Below are 14,430 nucleotides of genomic sequence, written 5' to 3'. Positions count from 1 at the left end.
ATATTCTGCTTACACAGGAACAGACAACGGGAGCTAACACATGTTTAACGTATACCTTGATGGTGTTTACCACTCTACACACCAAACGTTTACTGGCGCTTGCCGACATGCCCGCATGGAAGCAGCCAGCAACCAACAATCCTATTTCACCGTATTTGAGGCGGGCGATGAAAGTGAAGACCTGCTGCTGGATAACGAAAAGGAAGTCATGAAAGGCGTCCCTGATTACATTATCGCACCACACACTGTCGTCTCAACAAGCCACGACCAGAGAAAAGTCGGGGTTGCAACACTTGCAGCCGCCGCATCCATTCAAGCAGCAAGGCTTTCCAGGGGCGCATAAAATAAACAACTCAATAAAATATAAGGGCTAAACGGGTAATTTTTACCCGGCAATAATAAGTCTTGGTTTTACAGCAGATGGGGCTTTCTCCGTATACACAAGACAGCTATCAAGCGGGGCATTACCCCGCTTTTCTTTTTTACAACTATCATTTTTTTAATAATTTTTTTAAATAAAAACACATCCAGAAAATTTTTTAATTGCCAATTTTTCAATGTGTGTTTGCTGTCACATCCCAACATCCGCAATTCCCCTATTCTGTACCCATAAAGCAACATGAATGGCAAACAGGAGTCTTTAAACATGTTCAAGGTTTTTTTGGACGGAATATATCATTCAACATACAAATCTTTTGCGGAAGCTTGCCGGAACGCACGTATCCAATCCGCCCGCTACCAACACTCATACTTTACGGTGTTTGAAGCTGGAGAGGAAACTGACCAGCCCCTTCACGCAAACAGCGATACATTGTGTGGCGTACCCGATTACATTATCACCCCAGTTGACACTGTCACCCATGGGGCCATCTCGGTGACAACGCCATCATCGTTGCTGCGCGTCCGCTTGCCGTCACATACGTTCGGGACTCAGGAACATCCACTGATTTAGGTGCATTTAAACAGTTAAAAAAACACCCGAAATAAATTTCGCCTACTTTTAGGGCTGGTAGGCAGAAATTGACAGAGGCGGATTATTGGGCTTATCCGCTTCTAATTTCGGGATAAAAAAGAAAAGCGGGGCAAATGCTCCGCTTTTCCACTCCTCCACTTTCCAATTCTGTCAGAACTCTACACTGTACCCAAGACCAATAATATCCTGATCCATTTTCAAGTCATAAGCATCCAATGGCAGCGGGCCAGGCGGCGGCACAGTTGCATTGCCAGTCACCGTTTTCTTGAAAGCATGCACATAAGAACCCACCAGTTTCGATTTTGGCGTCAGCTTTTTCTCAAAGCCAAGGGAAGCGTGCTTTTCCGTAATACCAGGGGCCAACACGTTAAGGGTCGTTTCATCACTGGAAATCGGGCTTTTCCCATAGTTGTAACCTGCCATTAAGGCAAGGCCTTCATTTAACTGATGTTTGACCCCTAGCTTATAGACTGTTTGGTCATCCCAACCAAACCCCGGGCCATTCGCAGAGCCAAATGGCAATGGGGTGCCGGGCGCATTACCCATCGCTGCAATTTTCGAGTATTCAATTTGTTCAATATCAGCAGCCACGGTTGTCTGGGGCGTCGCTTTATAGGCGATGCCTAGCGTTGTCGCCGCTGGCACATTGAACTCACCGCCATTGGGGAACAACCCGCTATATTTTTCAAACTTACCCATTTTCGTCTTGGAGCGGTAAGCAAGACCTGCGCTCAATTTATCCGTCACCTTGCCCTGGATGCCAACACTTGCGCCCACGCCTGTGGAGGAATCCCCGCCTTTATCGGTCAGGTTGGCAGGGACGCTGCTAAAACCGCTAAATGCGCCCAAACCTTCCGCCTCGAAACGCTGATAGACCATGTTGAGGGAAGCGCCAACCGCCACATTCTCATTCACTTTATAACTGGCGGTGGGGGCAATAAACAATTGTTTGAGGTCAATTCCCGTGGAACCAGGAGTGCCAGAAAAATAGGCCGTCCCAAAAGGCACGCCACCATCATAAGCTGTATTCATCCCACCATTGCCATAAGCGGTGATACCCACCGACAAACCGCCCTTCAGGCTCCTTTTATAGCCCGCATTTGGGATCAGAAACAATTCATCGCCATTGCCATCCGCTGTCGCATCCGCTGGCGCGCCAAACGCTGTACCTTTGAAAGTGGCGCTGCGGCTGGGTTTAAACACCTCTGCGCCAATATCGTAACCATCTTCAACGAATGAAGCGGCAGCTGGATTGGTGGCCATGCTCATGGTATTGGCCGCATAACCGGCAGACGCCCCCCCCATCGACTGCTGAAGCGGATCCAGCCCTGTAGGTGCCATACCGTTTGTCGCCAAAACCGGCTGGGCAGCTATCGCCAGCAAAACCGACGCCGCCAAGGTAGTCTTTTTGAACATAATCATTCCTCCTCTCTACTGATACGTGTGCGAATCCTCACTCTTGTTGCAAAAGAGTGACAGAGGACTATTGATCTGTCAAATGGTAATTATTAACTATAATAATAACTTATTTAGGTATTCTGATATTTTACTTTGAAAACCAACCACTCATCCCTGTTGCAAAAGCGCCGTAACCCTGGCGGCGTCTTCTTCGGTATCGACGCCAACCGCAGGGATTTCCGCCGCAATATCAACATGAATGCGATAACCGTTGGAAAGCGCGCGCAATTGCTCCAGTTTCTCCAGCCGCTCCGGCAAAGAGGGCTGCATGCGCGCAAACGCCCGTAGAAAGCCCGCCCGGTAGGCGTACATGCCAATGTGGCGCAAGGCGTAATCCCCGACAACCATGCCTGCATCCCGCTGGAACGGGATCGGCGCACGGCTGAAATACAACGCCATCCCCTGTTCATCCCGCACCACCTTGACAATATTGGGGTTGGCGAAATCATTGGCGTCCGTAATGGGCGTCGCCAACGTCGCAATGCCTGCCTGTGGATGCTGTTCCAAGTTGCGCGCCAGTTGGTGCAAATTTACAACAGGCGTCAGCGGTTCATCGCCTTGCAGGTTGACGACAATGACCTCATCTTCCCACCCCTGCAAACGCGCCACTTCCGCCAGCCGGTCGCTGCCGGTTTCGTGGGTTGCGGCGGTCATGACCACTTCTGCGCCAAAGCTTTCGCACTCGGCGCGAATGCGTTCATCATCGGTCGCCACCAGCACGGTTGCAAACCCTGCCGCCTGCGCCCTTTCATACACATGCCGGATCAGCGTCTTGCCTGCCAGCACACGCAGGGGCTTGCCCGGCAGCCGGGATGAGGCGTAACGCGCCGGAATCACCACGACCGGATTCATTCGTGCAACTGCTCCACTTCTTCCTGGGTCAAAGGCCGAGCCTCCTCCTCCAGCATCACCGGCACGCCATCCCGGATGGGGTAAGCCAAGCGCGCGGACTTCGAGACCAGCTCCTGTTTGTCCTTGTCATAAATCAGTGCCCCCTTGGTGACGGGACAGACCAGAATTTCCAATAGTTTTTTATCCATGACGGAATCCTTGTAAGCGTGTGAGCAGCGTAGCGGCCAGTTGTGCATCCAGCACTGCCGTAACCGGCAGACACCAAACATTTGGCGTAACGAATTGACGGCATTTTACCGCATCTTTCTCAGTCATGAGGATGGGAAACGCATCGTCAAACTGCAATTCTGCGCCGGAAAAAGCGTGATGGTCGGGGTAAATGTGCGGCAAGACCTGCAAACCGGCTTGTTCCAGTGTGCGGATGAAACGCTGCGGGTTGCCAATGCCGGTCACCACATGGACAGTCCGCCCGGCGAATCCGGCCAGCGCCTGTTGCGCCGCTGTCGCCAGATTCACCAGCATATCCCCGCCCACCTGCATGGTTTCACCATTGGTCACAACAAAATCACAATGTTTTAAGCGGGAAACCGGCTCCCGCAATGGCCCGGCAGGCAAGCAAAAACCATTGCCGAAACGGCGTTCGCCATCCACCACGCAAACTTCCAGGTCGCGCCCCATCCGGTAATGCTGCAAGCCGTCGTCAGCCACCACAACATCACAGGCTGACTGCTGCAACAGGGCGGCAATCGCCTGGTTGCGATCCCGGCCAAGGGCGAGGGGAACGCCGGTGCGTTGGACAATCAGCAAGGGTTCGTCACCAACCTCGGCCGCCCGGTCGCTTTGCGCAACCAACCGTTGCCCACCTTTGGCACCAAACCCCCGGCTCACCACGCCTGGCGTGAAACCGGCCTCACGCAAGCGTTCCACCAGCCAGATCACCAGCGGCGTCTTGCCAGTGCCGCCCACCGAAATGTTGCCCACCACAATCACCGTAACCGGATGCCTGATTTGCCGCCGCTGATGCCGCCAGCGCCGCAATGCCGCCAGCACGCAGAATATCCCACTCAAGGGCAACAGCAGGTATTGGCCCAGCCGACCATCGCCGTACCAGACATCCAACAACCAGCGTTCAAGCCGTCGCCGCATCTTCATGGAACTGCATTGCATGCAATCTTGCATAGTATCCGTTCAATTCCAGCAAATCCGCGTGCTTGCCGGATTCGACAATTGCACCATCCTGCATGACCAGAATCCTGTCGGCGTTTTCTATCGTGGACAAACGGTGGGCGATCATGAAGGTGGTGCGGTTTTCCAGCAAGCGTTCCAGCGCTGCCTGGATATGGCGCTCGGATTCGGTATCCAGCGCAGAAGTGGCCTCATCCAGGATCAGGATGGGCGCATTGGACAGGATGGCGCGCGCAATCGACAGACGCTGGCGTTGCCCACCCGACAGCATCACGCCGTTATCACCGATCAGGGTGTCGAACCCCTGTGGCAGTTTTTCGATAAACTCCAACGCATGGGCGGCTTCCGCCGCCGCTTTCACTTGCGCATCCGGCAACTGGCGCATGTCGCCATAGGCGATGTTGTTGCGCACCGTGTCGTTGAACAGCACGACTTCCTGCCCCACATACGCAATCTGGCTGCGCAGGCTTTGCAGGCGGATGGCCTGCAATGGCGTCCCATCCAACAGGATTTCCCCCTCCTGAATGTCGTGGAAACGCGGCAACAGGTTGACCAGGGTGGTTTTGCCGCTGCCGGATTTCCCGACCAGCGCGATTTTTTCACCCGGCGCGACCTCCAGGTTGATGTGGCTTAACACCTGCTTGTCCGTACCGGGGTAGGCAAAGGAAACATCATGGAACGTCACCGCCCCCTGGCAATGGCTTAAGGATTGCGCCCCGTGATCCGGTTCCGTCGGGCTGTCGAGCAGCTCGAAAATGCCCTCGCCCGCCGCAATCGCCGTTTGCAATTGCGCATTCAATTGGGTGAGGTTGCGGATCGGCGTCAACAGCAAAATCATCGACATAATGAAGGACATGAACACGCCCGGCGTCAGGGCGTCCAACATGGCGTCACGGGTCGCCACGAACACAATCGCCGCCAGTGCCACCGCCACCATAAACTGCACCACCGGCGTACTCAGCAACTCCAGCACCATCCGCTTCATTTGCAGCTCAATGTTCTGCTCATTGGCGGCGCTGAAGCGGCGCGATTCATACTGTTCGCCGTTGAAAATCCTCACCACCTTGTAACCACGGATCATTTCATTGGCGATCTGGGTCACGTCGCCCACCGAATCCTGCACCTTGTGGCTCAACTGGCGCAGGCGGCGCGTCACCCAAGCGATGACCCCAGCGATCAGCGGCACGATGACCAGCATTCCCAGCGTCAATTGCCAGCTGTGCCAAAACATCAACCCGAGCAAACCGATAATGGTGGCGGAATCCTGGATCAGCGATGTCACCCCGCGGATGCTGGTGTTCGCCACCTGTTCAATGTGGTAACTGACGTAGGACAACAGCTTGCCGGAGGAGGAACTCTCGAAAAACCGCACCGGCATCCGCAACAACTGATTGAAAACCTCATCCCGCAAGGTCTTCACCACTATGCGCCCCACCAGCCCGGCATAATAGCCGGACAGGAACATGGCCCCGCCGCGCAGCAGAAAAATACCCAGAATCCCCAACGGCAGCCACTGGATAGTAAGCGGGTCACGTTGGTTGATGGCCTTGTCCAGCAACGGCTCCAAGCTCCAGGCGAACAGCGGCTGGGTGATTGCACCCGCGACCAAACCAAGCAATGCCAGCAACAGGGCGCGTTTCTCCCGCAGCGAATACCCAATCAACCGCCTGTAGTTCTGCAAGCCATCCGTGCGCAGCGTGGTCACCCTATTCCTGTGGTTTGCGTTCCGATTGCGAGGTCGCTATCGAGAAGTTGGTCAGGCCAAGGCGCCCAGCAATGTCCATAGCCGTCACAACCGCCTGATAGTTGACGCTGGCATCGGCGGAAATCACCAATGGCGGCGTACTGTTGCCCATCGATTCCAGCGTTTGGCTCATGGCCTGGAACAAGGTTTCCGGCTGATTGTTCAGCACTTCACGGCCATTGACGTAATAGCGCCCCTGGCTGTCAATCAGCAACTCCAGTTTGTCTTCATCGACTGGCGCAGCCGTATTGCTGGCAGTCGGCAAAGCGATCTTGATTTGCGCATTCTTGTCGAAAGTGGTCGTCACCATGAAAAAGATCAGCAGCATGAACACCACATCGATCAGTGACGTCAGGTCAACCGTACTTTCGCTGCGCACACGGCTGCGGAATTTCATGCCAGCTTACCTCCGCGCCCAGGCATGGCCTGAGCTGGCCGCTGGGCTGCGCCCGTGGGTGCTGCGCCACCTTGCAATGGCCTTGTGGGCGGCGGCACGGGCGTCGTTTTTCGGTTGGAATTGGCGATTTCAATCAAACGCATGGCTTCCCGCTCCATAGTGGCGACGTAGCCATCCACTTTGGCCTTGAAATAGCGCTCGAACACCAGGGTGATAATGGCGATCAGCAAACCTGCCACGGTGGTGATCAACGCTTCGGAAATGCCCCCTGCCATTTGCTGCGGATTGCCAACCCCGGCGACATTGATGGCGCTGAATACGCCAATCATCCCCAGCACCGTACCAAGCAACCCCATCATCGGCGCAATGGTGACAATCGTTCCCAAGGCGGGCAGGTAACGCTCCAATTCATGCACCGCATGCCGCCCAGCCTCCTCCACATTTTCCTTCATGATATGGCGTGGCAGTTCGCGGCTTTCCAGACCCGTCGCCAGCACCCGCCCCATCAACGAACTGTTGCGTAACTCATCCAACTGCGCTTCCGGCAGCCTGGCGATACTGGCCAGTTTCCGCGCCAGATCAATATCCCCTTGCGGCGCAACCTTATGCACCCGCAATGACATGAAGCGTTCAATAACAATCGCCAGCGCCAGGATGGAACTCAGAATCAAGGGGAACATCATGATCCCGCCAGACTTGATCAATTCAAACATATCTATTCATGCCTCATTTTTATATGCTATAGCCCACAGGGTGTGTATGATAAACTGTTTAAACCAACGAATAAATGAATAAAACAATAACAAAGCGCAATACTAACCATGATAATTACAACAAATGGGCTTGCCAAACCGCATTTCCTACCCTACCGCCACCTGTGGTTGCTGGACGAAGATGATCACATCTGCACGGGCTGCAATCAAGTTGCCACACGCTGCGGGCATGTTTGCCGCCAGCAGGGAATAATACCCATTATGGAACAGGAAACCCCGCTACTGGAAAGTGTTTCATACCGCCTGGACGGCGCTGAATATTACATCAATCGTGAACTCAGCCTGCTGGCGTTCAACCGCCGGGTGCTGGAACTGGCGCAGGATCCTGATGTTCCCCTGCTGGAACGCTTGCGCTTCTTGTGCATTTCCAGCTCCAACATGGATGAATTTTTTGAAGTCAGGGTCGCCAGCCTCAAGCAACAGTTGCAACTGGAAGCCGCCTCTGTCGGCGCAGATGGCCTGACACCAGCCGAAGCCTTGCAGCAGATCAGCGTCATCGCCCATGCGCTGGTCGAGCGCCAATACCAGTTGCTGAATGAAGTGCTGATTCCCGCACTGCACCAGGAAAACATCTTTTTTGTGCGCCGCAACCACTGGGATGAGCGCCAGCACACCTGGTTGTCGGATTATTTCGATCGGGAGCTGATGCCGCTGCTCAGTCCGCTGGGGTTGGATCCGGCGCACCCGTTCCCCAATGTCATCAACAAGAGCCTGAATTTTATTGTCAGCCTGTGCGGAACCGACGCTTTCGGGCGCGAAATCGACACCGCCATTGTGCAGGCGCCGCGCACCCTGCCGCGCATCATCCGCCTGCCTGCCGACATGGCGCAAAGCGCAAACAGTTTCGTGTTCCTGTCCTCTGTCCTGCACGCCTTCATTGGGCGGCTGTTCCCCGGCATGGAGGTGCAGGGCTGTTACCAGTTCCGCCTGACCCGCAACAGCAACATGTACGTCGACGAAGAGGAAGTGGACGACCTGCTGCAAGCCATGCAAGGCGAATTGCCGCAACGGAATTATGGCGCGGTTGTACGACTGGAAATTTCCGACCACTGCCCACAAGACAACATCGACTACCTGATGGAGCAATTCGACCTGTGTGAAAAGGATCTTTACAACGTCAATGGGCCAGTCAACCTCAACCGCCTGATGGCGATCGCCGACTTGGTGGAACGGCCCGACCTGCGCTTCCCGCCCTTCCGCCCGGCACCTTCCCTGATGGAACAGCATCCAGACCTGTTTGGACGCATCCGGCAGGAAGATGTGCTGTTGCATCACCCTTACCAAAGTTTCCAGACGGTCACGGATTTCATCGCACAAGCCGCCAACGACCCGAACGTGCTGGCCATCAAGATGACCCTGTACCGCACCGGCAAACAATCCGAACTGGCCAAGCAGCTTGCACAAGCGGCGCGGGCAGGCAAGGAAGTCACCGTCGTGGTTGAACTACGCGCCCGTTTTGACGAAGAGGCCAACATCGGGCTCGCCAACCAGTTGCAGAACGCGGGTGCCCATGTGGTCTACGGCGTCGTCGGCTACAAGACCCACGCCAAACTCTGCCTGGTGGTGCGGCGTGAACACGACTGCCTGCGCCGCTACGCGCACCTTGGCACTGGCAACTACCACTCCGGCACGGCGCGGCTTTATACCGACTTTGGCCTGCTGACCTGCCACCCCGACATTACCGAGGATGTGCACAAGGTGTTCCACATGCTCACTGGGCTTGGCCGGGTGCGTGACCTGAAACACCTGCTGGAATCGCCGTTCACCCTGCATCAGGCCATCATGGAGAAAATCCGGCGGGAAACGGGACACGCCCGCAACGGCAAAGCCGCGCTGATCCGTGGGCGCATGAACGCACTGATTGAGCCGCAAGTCATCCGGGCGTTGTACCAGGCATCCCAGGCGGGCGTGAAAGTGGAGCTGATCGTGCGTGGGGTCTGTTGCCTGCGCCCCGGCATCGCGGGCGTTTCCGACAATATCCGGGTGCGCTCGGTGATGGGGCGTTTCCTGGAACACCCGCGTGTATTCTATTTCCTCAACGATGGGGAGGAAGAGCTGTATTGCTCCAGCGCCGACTGGATGCCGCGCAATTTCTTCCGTCGGGTGGAAGTGGCGTTCCCGATCCTTACCCCAGCGCTGCGCCGCCGCATTATCCACGAAGCGTTTGAACTGCACTTGCAAGACAACAGCCAAGCATGGGAATTACAGGCGGACGGCGAATACCAGCGCCAACAGCCGGAAGATGGCACGCCGCCCATCAGCGCGCAAACCAACCTGCTGAAACTGCTGGGCAAAGGCTGACAAAACAAAAAAGGGCATGAAATTTCATGCCCTTTTCACCATCATTGATTATTGGTTCAATGCTTGTAAAGCTGTGGCGCTTTCGCCTTGTTGAGCTGCCAACCGGCGCGACCGGGTTTGCTGGGCGGCAACACTTTCGGTTTGGATATTTTTACGCCGCCTGCTGTTGTGATTGGGGCCGAAGCCGTCACGACCGGCAACGCCACCGCCTGACCGCTCAGACGGTTGTAAACCGTCAACACCCGGCGCACATAATGCTGGGTTTCAAGATAAGGCGGAATGCCCTTGTACTTGTCGACCGCCCCTTCCCCCGCATTATAGGCCGCGATCGCCCGGTACAGGTCGCCATCGTAGCGATCCATCAGCCAACTCAGGTAACGGGTTCCGCCATGGATATTCTGGTTGCTGTCAAACGTGTTGGCCACCCCAAAACGCTCCGCCGTGGCGGGGATCAACTGCATCAGGCCCTGCGCGCCCTTGGGGGAAACCGCCTGGGTGTTGTAGCAGGATTCAACCGCAATGACGGCCTTGACCATGTCCGAACTGACGCCATATTTATCGGCGTATTTTTGGATAGAGTCCTGATGGAGCTCCGCTTTCTTATTGACTGTGCCTGCATTCAGGCTACAACCGTCGCCTTCCGCCAAAACGGGCTGTGCAACGGCAAAACCAAGCAGTGTGATTAAAATAGCGCTTTTCAAGCGTGTCATCTGTTTTCCCCAAATTAAACCAGCCCGCGAAATATTAGCAAAGCCTGATATTTCAAGTCTATCCCTTTCAGGACAGGCGTCTGCCAAAAGTTCCACCAACAGCTGGGCAAGCGCATTCTATAAGGAATGTGGCGGGGAATGAAGTGATCACCATCACGTATCTTGCTATAGTTTGCCCAACTCGACTTACCCAATGGCGTTCACCATGTTATCAATAAAAAAATTTATCGGTTATGTGGTTTTATTTATTTTTTGTCTCATATCCACCACAACAAGCGCACAGGCGGCGCATTTGCCGTTGGGCATGAACACCAATGAAATCATGCAGGTGGATTCCAGTGTGCCGTTCGCCAACCTGTTCAAAATGGCGTTGCCGTTCGATGAGGCTGACGCCAAACTGACGCACGGCAATATTGTGTATGACGCGGATGGCTGGCCACAGAACCTCAACGGCGGGCAAGCAGGCACCAACTTGCTGCACTGGCTGCCCGCCGGTTCCTTGCCGGAAGGCAATTACACCGTGCTGTACGATGGTGACGGCGACTTGCGGTACGGTGATGACGCCCAGCTTATCAACCATGCCCAAGGCAGGGACATTATCCGGATCGCCGCCGGTGCCGACCGCTACCTCAAGGTCACGCTGACCATCACCCGCACCAATCCGCAGGACTACCTGCGCAATATCCGGGTGTTGCTGCCAGGCGGCATTTGCGCCAGCAACCCGTTCCAGCGCGTCAATGGTTCGGGGCAATGTGATGGCGATTACCGCGACTTCGCCACCCATTACGACAGCATCCTGTTCAACCCCGACTACCTAAACTTCATGCGCCCGTTCAAGACCATCCGCTTCATGAACATGTCCGGCATCACCCGCAACCCGATCACCTCCTGGGAACAGATGCCGCGCATGTCGCAGGCCACCTGGGCAGGCAAGGAAGGCCGCCGCGGCGCGCCGCTGGAAGTGATGGTCAAGCTGGCCAACCAGTTGAACGCCGATGCTTGGTTCAACATCCCACACGCCGCCGATGACAATCTGGTGCGGCAATACGCTGACTATGTGCGCCAGAACCTGCGCCCCAACCTGAAGGCTTACGTGGAATACACCAACGAAGCCTGGAACCCCGCGTTCAACCAAGCGCATTACACCCAGCAAATGGGCCTGCAACAAAAACTGGACGTTGCCCCGGCGCAGGCAGGCAGCAAGTATTACGTCAAACGCGCGCTGGAAATATTCAACATCTGGCGGCAGGCGTTCGGCGATTCCTCCCGGCTGGTGCGGGTGCTGGGCGGCTGGTCGGCCAACCCGAAACTGAGCGCGCTCCTGCTGGGCTACAACAACGCCTACCAGCAGACCGACGCATTTGCGATTGCGCCCTACTTCTACGTGCATGAAAAACAACGGGATGAAATCCGCACCACCGAAGACGTCTTCCGCCTGTTGCAGGACGACCGCAACGCCTACTCCCTGCAAAATGTGCTGACGATGGTGCAAAAGCAGGCTGATGTCGCCAAACAGTACCGCGTCAAACTGATCGCTTACGAGGGCGGGCAACATCTGGTTGACCGCAAGACGCATTCCAGCCGCGAATTCCCCAATCCGCAATACATCGGCGCCAACCGCGCACAGCCCATGGCGGACTTGTACACACAATTGCTGGAAGGCTGGGGGAAAATCACCGGCGGCGGCCTGTTTGTCGCGTTCTCATCCCCGCGCACCTATCAGGCGTATGGCAGTTGGGGAGTGAAGGAATACATCAACCAGCCGACCAACCAAGCCCCCAAATACCAGGCACTGCTGAAATTTCTGTAGAAGAACAGACTGAAAGTAAAGAATAAAAAACCTGCACTGAGGGCGACGGAAAGGGCTTGTCCGCCGCCCTAATAAGCACTGTTTAGATGTCGCGCAACAGTTCGTTGATCCCCACCTTGCTGCGGGTTTTGGCATCCACTTTTTTGACGATGACCGCGCAATACAGGCTGTATGTCCCGTCAGCGGAAGGCAGGTTGCCGGAAACCACCACGGAGCCAGCCGGAACGCGCCCGTACAGGACTTCGCCCGTTTCACGGTCGTAAATGCGGGTGCTCTGGCCAATATAGACGCCCATGGAAATGACGGCACCCTCTTCCACGATCACGCCTTCCACCACTTCGGAACGCGCGCCGATAAAGCAGTTGTCCTCGATAATGGTCGGGCCTGCCTGCAACGGCTCCAACACGCCGCCGATGCCGACACCACCGGACAGGTGCACATTCTTGCCGATCTGCGCGCAGGAACCGACGGTCGCCCAGGTATCCACCATCGTGCCGCTATCCACATACGCACCGATATTGACGTAGGACGGCATCAGCACGCAGCCAGGGGCAATGTAGGAGCCATGCCGCGCAATGGCGTTCGGCACCACCCGCACGCCACCTGCGGCAAACTCATCCGCGCTCAACCCAGCGAACTTGGAAGGCACCTTATCGTAATACTGCGTGCAACCACCATCCATCACTGCATTGTCGTTCAGGCGGAAAGACAGCAGCACCGCCTTTTTCAGCCACTGGTTGACTTCCCAGTCGCCTACGCCGTGCTGGGTGGCGATACGCAGCTTGCCCTGGTTCAACAATTCCAGCGCGGCGTTGACCGCCTCACGGGTCTTGGCGTCTGCATTGCGCGGGTTGATGTCGGCGCGGCGTTCAAACGCCTCCTCAATAATGCTTTGCAGTCCTGCAAATTCAGCCATGATCTTCTCCAGATTAAAGGGTTTCGGTTACGCGCCGGATACGTCCCGCCGCTTCAATACATTCTTCCAGTGAGGCGACCAGCGCCAGCCTGATGCGGTTGGCGCCCGGGTTCAGCCCATTGACCGCCCGTGACAAGTAGCTGCCGGGCACAACGTTGACATGCGCCTGGGCGAACAGTTCGCGGGTAAAGGTTTCGTCATCCACCGGGGTTTGCGGCCATAAGTAGAAACCGGCCTGCGGCATCCGCACATTCAGCACGGGGGCGAGTATAGCCATCACTGCGGAAAATTTCTGCCGGTACAACCTACGGTTCTCCTGCACATGCGCCTCATCATTCCAGGCAGCAATGCTGGCGGCCTGGAACGGCGGCGGCATCGCGCAGCCGTGGTAGGTGCGGAACTGCAAAAAGGCTTGCAACACCGTTGCGTCCCCCGCCACAAAACCGGAGCGCATCCCCGGCGCATTCGAGCGTTTGGACAGGCTATGGAACACCACGCAACGTTTCCAATCGGTGTTCCCCATCTGGGCGGCGGCTTGCAGCAAACCGGGCGGCGGCTGACCCTCGTCGAAATACAGCTCGGAATAGCATTCGTCGGACGCAACAATAAAATCATGCTGTTCCGCCAGCTCCAATACTTGCCGCAAGGTCGCCAACGGCATCACCGCCCCGGTCGGGTTGCCGGGGCTGCAAATATAGAGCAACTGGCAGCGCTTCCAGACCGCCGCCGGAACCGCCGCAAAATCGGGAATGAAGCCATTGTCTTCGGTGCAGGGCAGAAAAACAGGCTCCGCCCCCGCCAGCAGGGCAGCGCCCTCATAAATCTGGTAAAACGGGTTGGGCATGACAATGGCCGCATCCGGCCCGCGCGCCACCACCGCCTGCGCAAAGGCGAACAAGGCTTCTCGGGTGCCATTGACCGGAATGACGTGTTGCTCCGCATCCAGCGAACCTTCCGGCAACTGGAAACGGCGGGCCAGCCAACCGGCAATGGCTTCACGCAGGGCTGCGCTCCCCTTGGTCAAAGGATAATTCGCCAGCCCGTCGAGATTGGCGCTGACCGCCTGATGGATGAAATCCGGGGTCGGGTGTTTCGGTTCGCCAATCGCCAGCGACACCGGCGGCAGCCCGGCGGGTGTGACGTCAGCCAGTAAGTCACGAATTTTTTCAAACGGATAGGGTTGCAAGCGGGCAAGGTCAGGATTCATGGGGCCGTTCAGCTTCCGGATAATGAGGGGAAAGGAGGAGTATACCGAAAACGAAAAATGGCACAAACGGCGGTTTGCAGTATAGGATACCGCAGCACCCTACA

General features: G+C 56.1%; 13 protein-coding genes. 3 read left to right on the top strand and 10 right to left on the bottom strand.

The window, feature by feature from the left end; translation table 11 throughout:
* The first annotated feature begins 40 nt into the window (after positions 1-40).
* Positions 41-343: a hypothetical protein gene (locus VSS37_RS12445; protein ID WP_324695676.1), complete on the top strand. Its 303-nt coding sequence runs from the start codon at positions 41-43 to the stop codon at positions 341-343.
* Between the two features lie 780 nt (positions 344-1,123).
* On the opposite strand, the gene VSS37_RS12440 is transcribed toward VSS37_RS12445, so the two are convergent.
* The 7 genes from VSS37_RS12440 to VSS37_RS12410 form a co-directional block, all read right to left on the bottom strand.
* Positions 1,124-2,389: an OmpP1/FadL family transporter gene (locus VSS37_RS12440; RefSeq protein WP_324695674.1), complete on the bottom strand. Its 1,266-nt coding sequence runs from the start codon at positions 2,387-2,389 to the stop codon at positions 1,124-1,126.
* A 150-nt stretch (positions 2,390-2,539) separates the two neighbouring features.
* Complete coding sequence (gene kdsB, locus VSS37_RS12435) at positions 2,540-3,283, bottom strand: 3-deoxy-manno-octulosonate cytidylyltransferase (protein ID WP_324695673.1); 744 nt, start codon at positions 3,281-3,283, stop codon at positions 2,540-2,542.
* On the bottom strand, positions 3,280-3,471 hold the full coding sequence (locus VSS37_RS12430) for a Trm112 family protein (protein ID WP_324695672.1): 192 nt from the start codon (positions 3,469-3,471) through the stop codon (positions 3,280-3,282). The genes kdsB and VSS37_RS12430 overlap by 4 nt, the downstream gene beginning before the upstream one ends.
* Positions 3,464-4,435, bottom strand: coding sequence for a tetraacyldisaccharide 4'-kinase (gene lpxK, locus VSS37_RS12425; RefSeq protein ID WP_324695671.1), 972 nt, complete (start codon positions 4,433-4,435; stop codon positions 3,464-3,466). Before lpxK ends, VSS37_RS12430 begins: the two co-directional genes overlap by 8 nt.
* Entirely contained in the window at positions 4,413-6,173 is a 1,761-nt protein-coding gene (msbA, locus tag VSS37_RS12420; protein WP_324695669.1) for a lipid A export permease/ATP-binding protein MsbA, read from the bottom strand. Before msbA ends, lpxK begins: the two co-directional genes overlap by 23 nt.
* Before the next feature lies 1 nt (position 6,174).
* Positions 6,175-6,609 (bottom strand): ExbD/TolR family protein, encoded by a 435-nt coding sequence (locus VSS37_RS12415; RefSeq protein WP_324695668.1) that lies wholly within the window; start codon positions 6,607-6,609, stop codon positions 6,175-6,177.
* Positions 6,606-7,322 carry a MotA/TolQ/ExbB proton channel family protein gene (locus VSS37_RS12410; protein WP_324695667.1) on the bottom strand — a complete coding sequence of 239 codons (717 nt, stop codon included), beginning with the start codon at positions 7,320-7,322 and terminating at the stop codon, positions 6,606-6,608. Before VSS37_RS12410 ends, VSS37_RS12415 begins: the two co-directional genes overlap by 4 nt.
* A gap of 261 nt (positions 7,323-7,583) precedes the next feature.
* Here VSS37_RS12410 and ppk1 point away from each other — a divergent pair, with 261 nt between their 5' ends.
* Positions 7,584-9,683, top strand: coding sequence for a polyphosphate kinase 1 (gene ppk1, locus VSS37_RS12405; protein WP_324695764.1), 2,100 nt, complete (start codon positions 7,584-7,586; stop codon positions 9,681-9,683).
* 56 nt (positions 9,684-9,739) lie between these two features.
* On the opposite strand, the gene VSS37_RS12400 is transcribed toward ppk1, so the two are convergent.
* Positions 9,740-10,393 (bottom strand): lytic transglycosylase domain-containing protein, encoded by a 654-nt coding sequence (locus VSS37_RS12400; RefSeq protein WP_324695666.1) that lies wholly within the window; start codon positions 10,391-10,393, stop codon positions 9,740-9,742.
* Positions 10,394-10,697: 304 nt separating this feature from the next.
* Here VSS37_RS12400 and VSS37_RS12395 point away from each other — a divergent pair, with 304 nt between their 5' ends.
* The gene (locus VSS37_RS12395; RefSeq protein WP_324695664.1) at positions 10,698-12,203 is read left to right on the top strand and encodes a hypothetical protein; all 1,506 of its coding nucleotides are present in this window, start codon (positions 10,698-10,700) and stop codon (positions 12,201-12,203) included.
* A gap of 82 nt (positions 12,204-12,285) precedes the next feature.
* Here VSS37_RS12395 and dapD read toward each other — a convergent pair whose 3' ends face one another.
* Positions 12,286-13,119 (bottom strand): 2,3,4,5-tetrahydropyridine-2,6-dicarboxylate N-succinyltransferase, encoded by an 834-nt coding sequence (dapD, locus tag VSS37_RS12390; protein WP_324695663.1) that lies wholly within the window; start codon positions 13,117-13,119, stop codon positions 12,286-12,288.
* A 13-nt stretch (positions 13,120-13,132) separates the two neighbouring features.
* The gene (gene dapC / locus VSS37_RS12385) at positions 13,133-14,326 is read right to left on the bottom strand and encodes a succinyldiaminopimelate transaminase (protein WP_324695662.1); all 1,194 of its coding nucleotides are present in this window, start codon (positions 14,324-14,326) and stop codon (positions 13,133-13,135) included.
* Positions 14,327-14,430: the final 104 nt, after the last annotated feature.

This window comes from Candidatus Thiothrix phosphatis (genome assembly GCF_035668035.1).
Lineage (GTDB): Bacteria > Pseudomonadota > Gammaproteobacteria > Thiotrichales > Thiotrichaceae > Thiothrix > Thiothrix phosphatis.
This window is presented reverse-complemented; position numbering and strand designations above follow the sequence as displayed.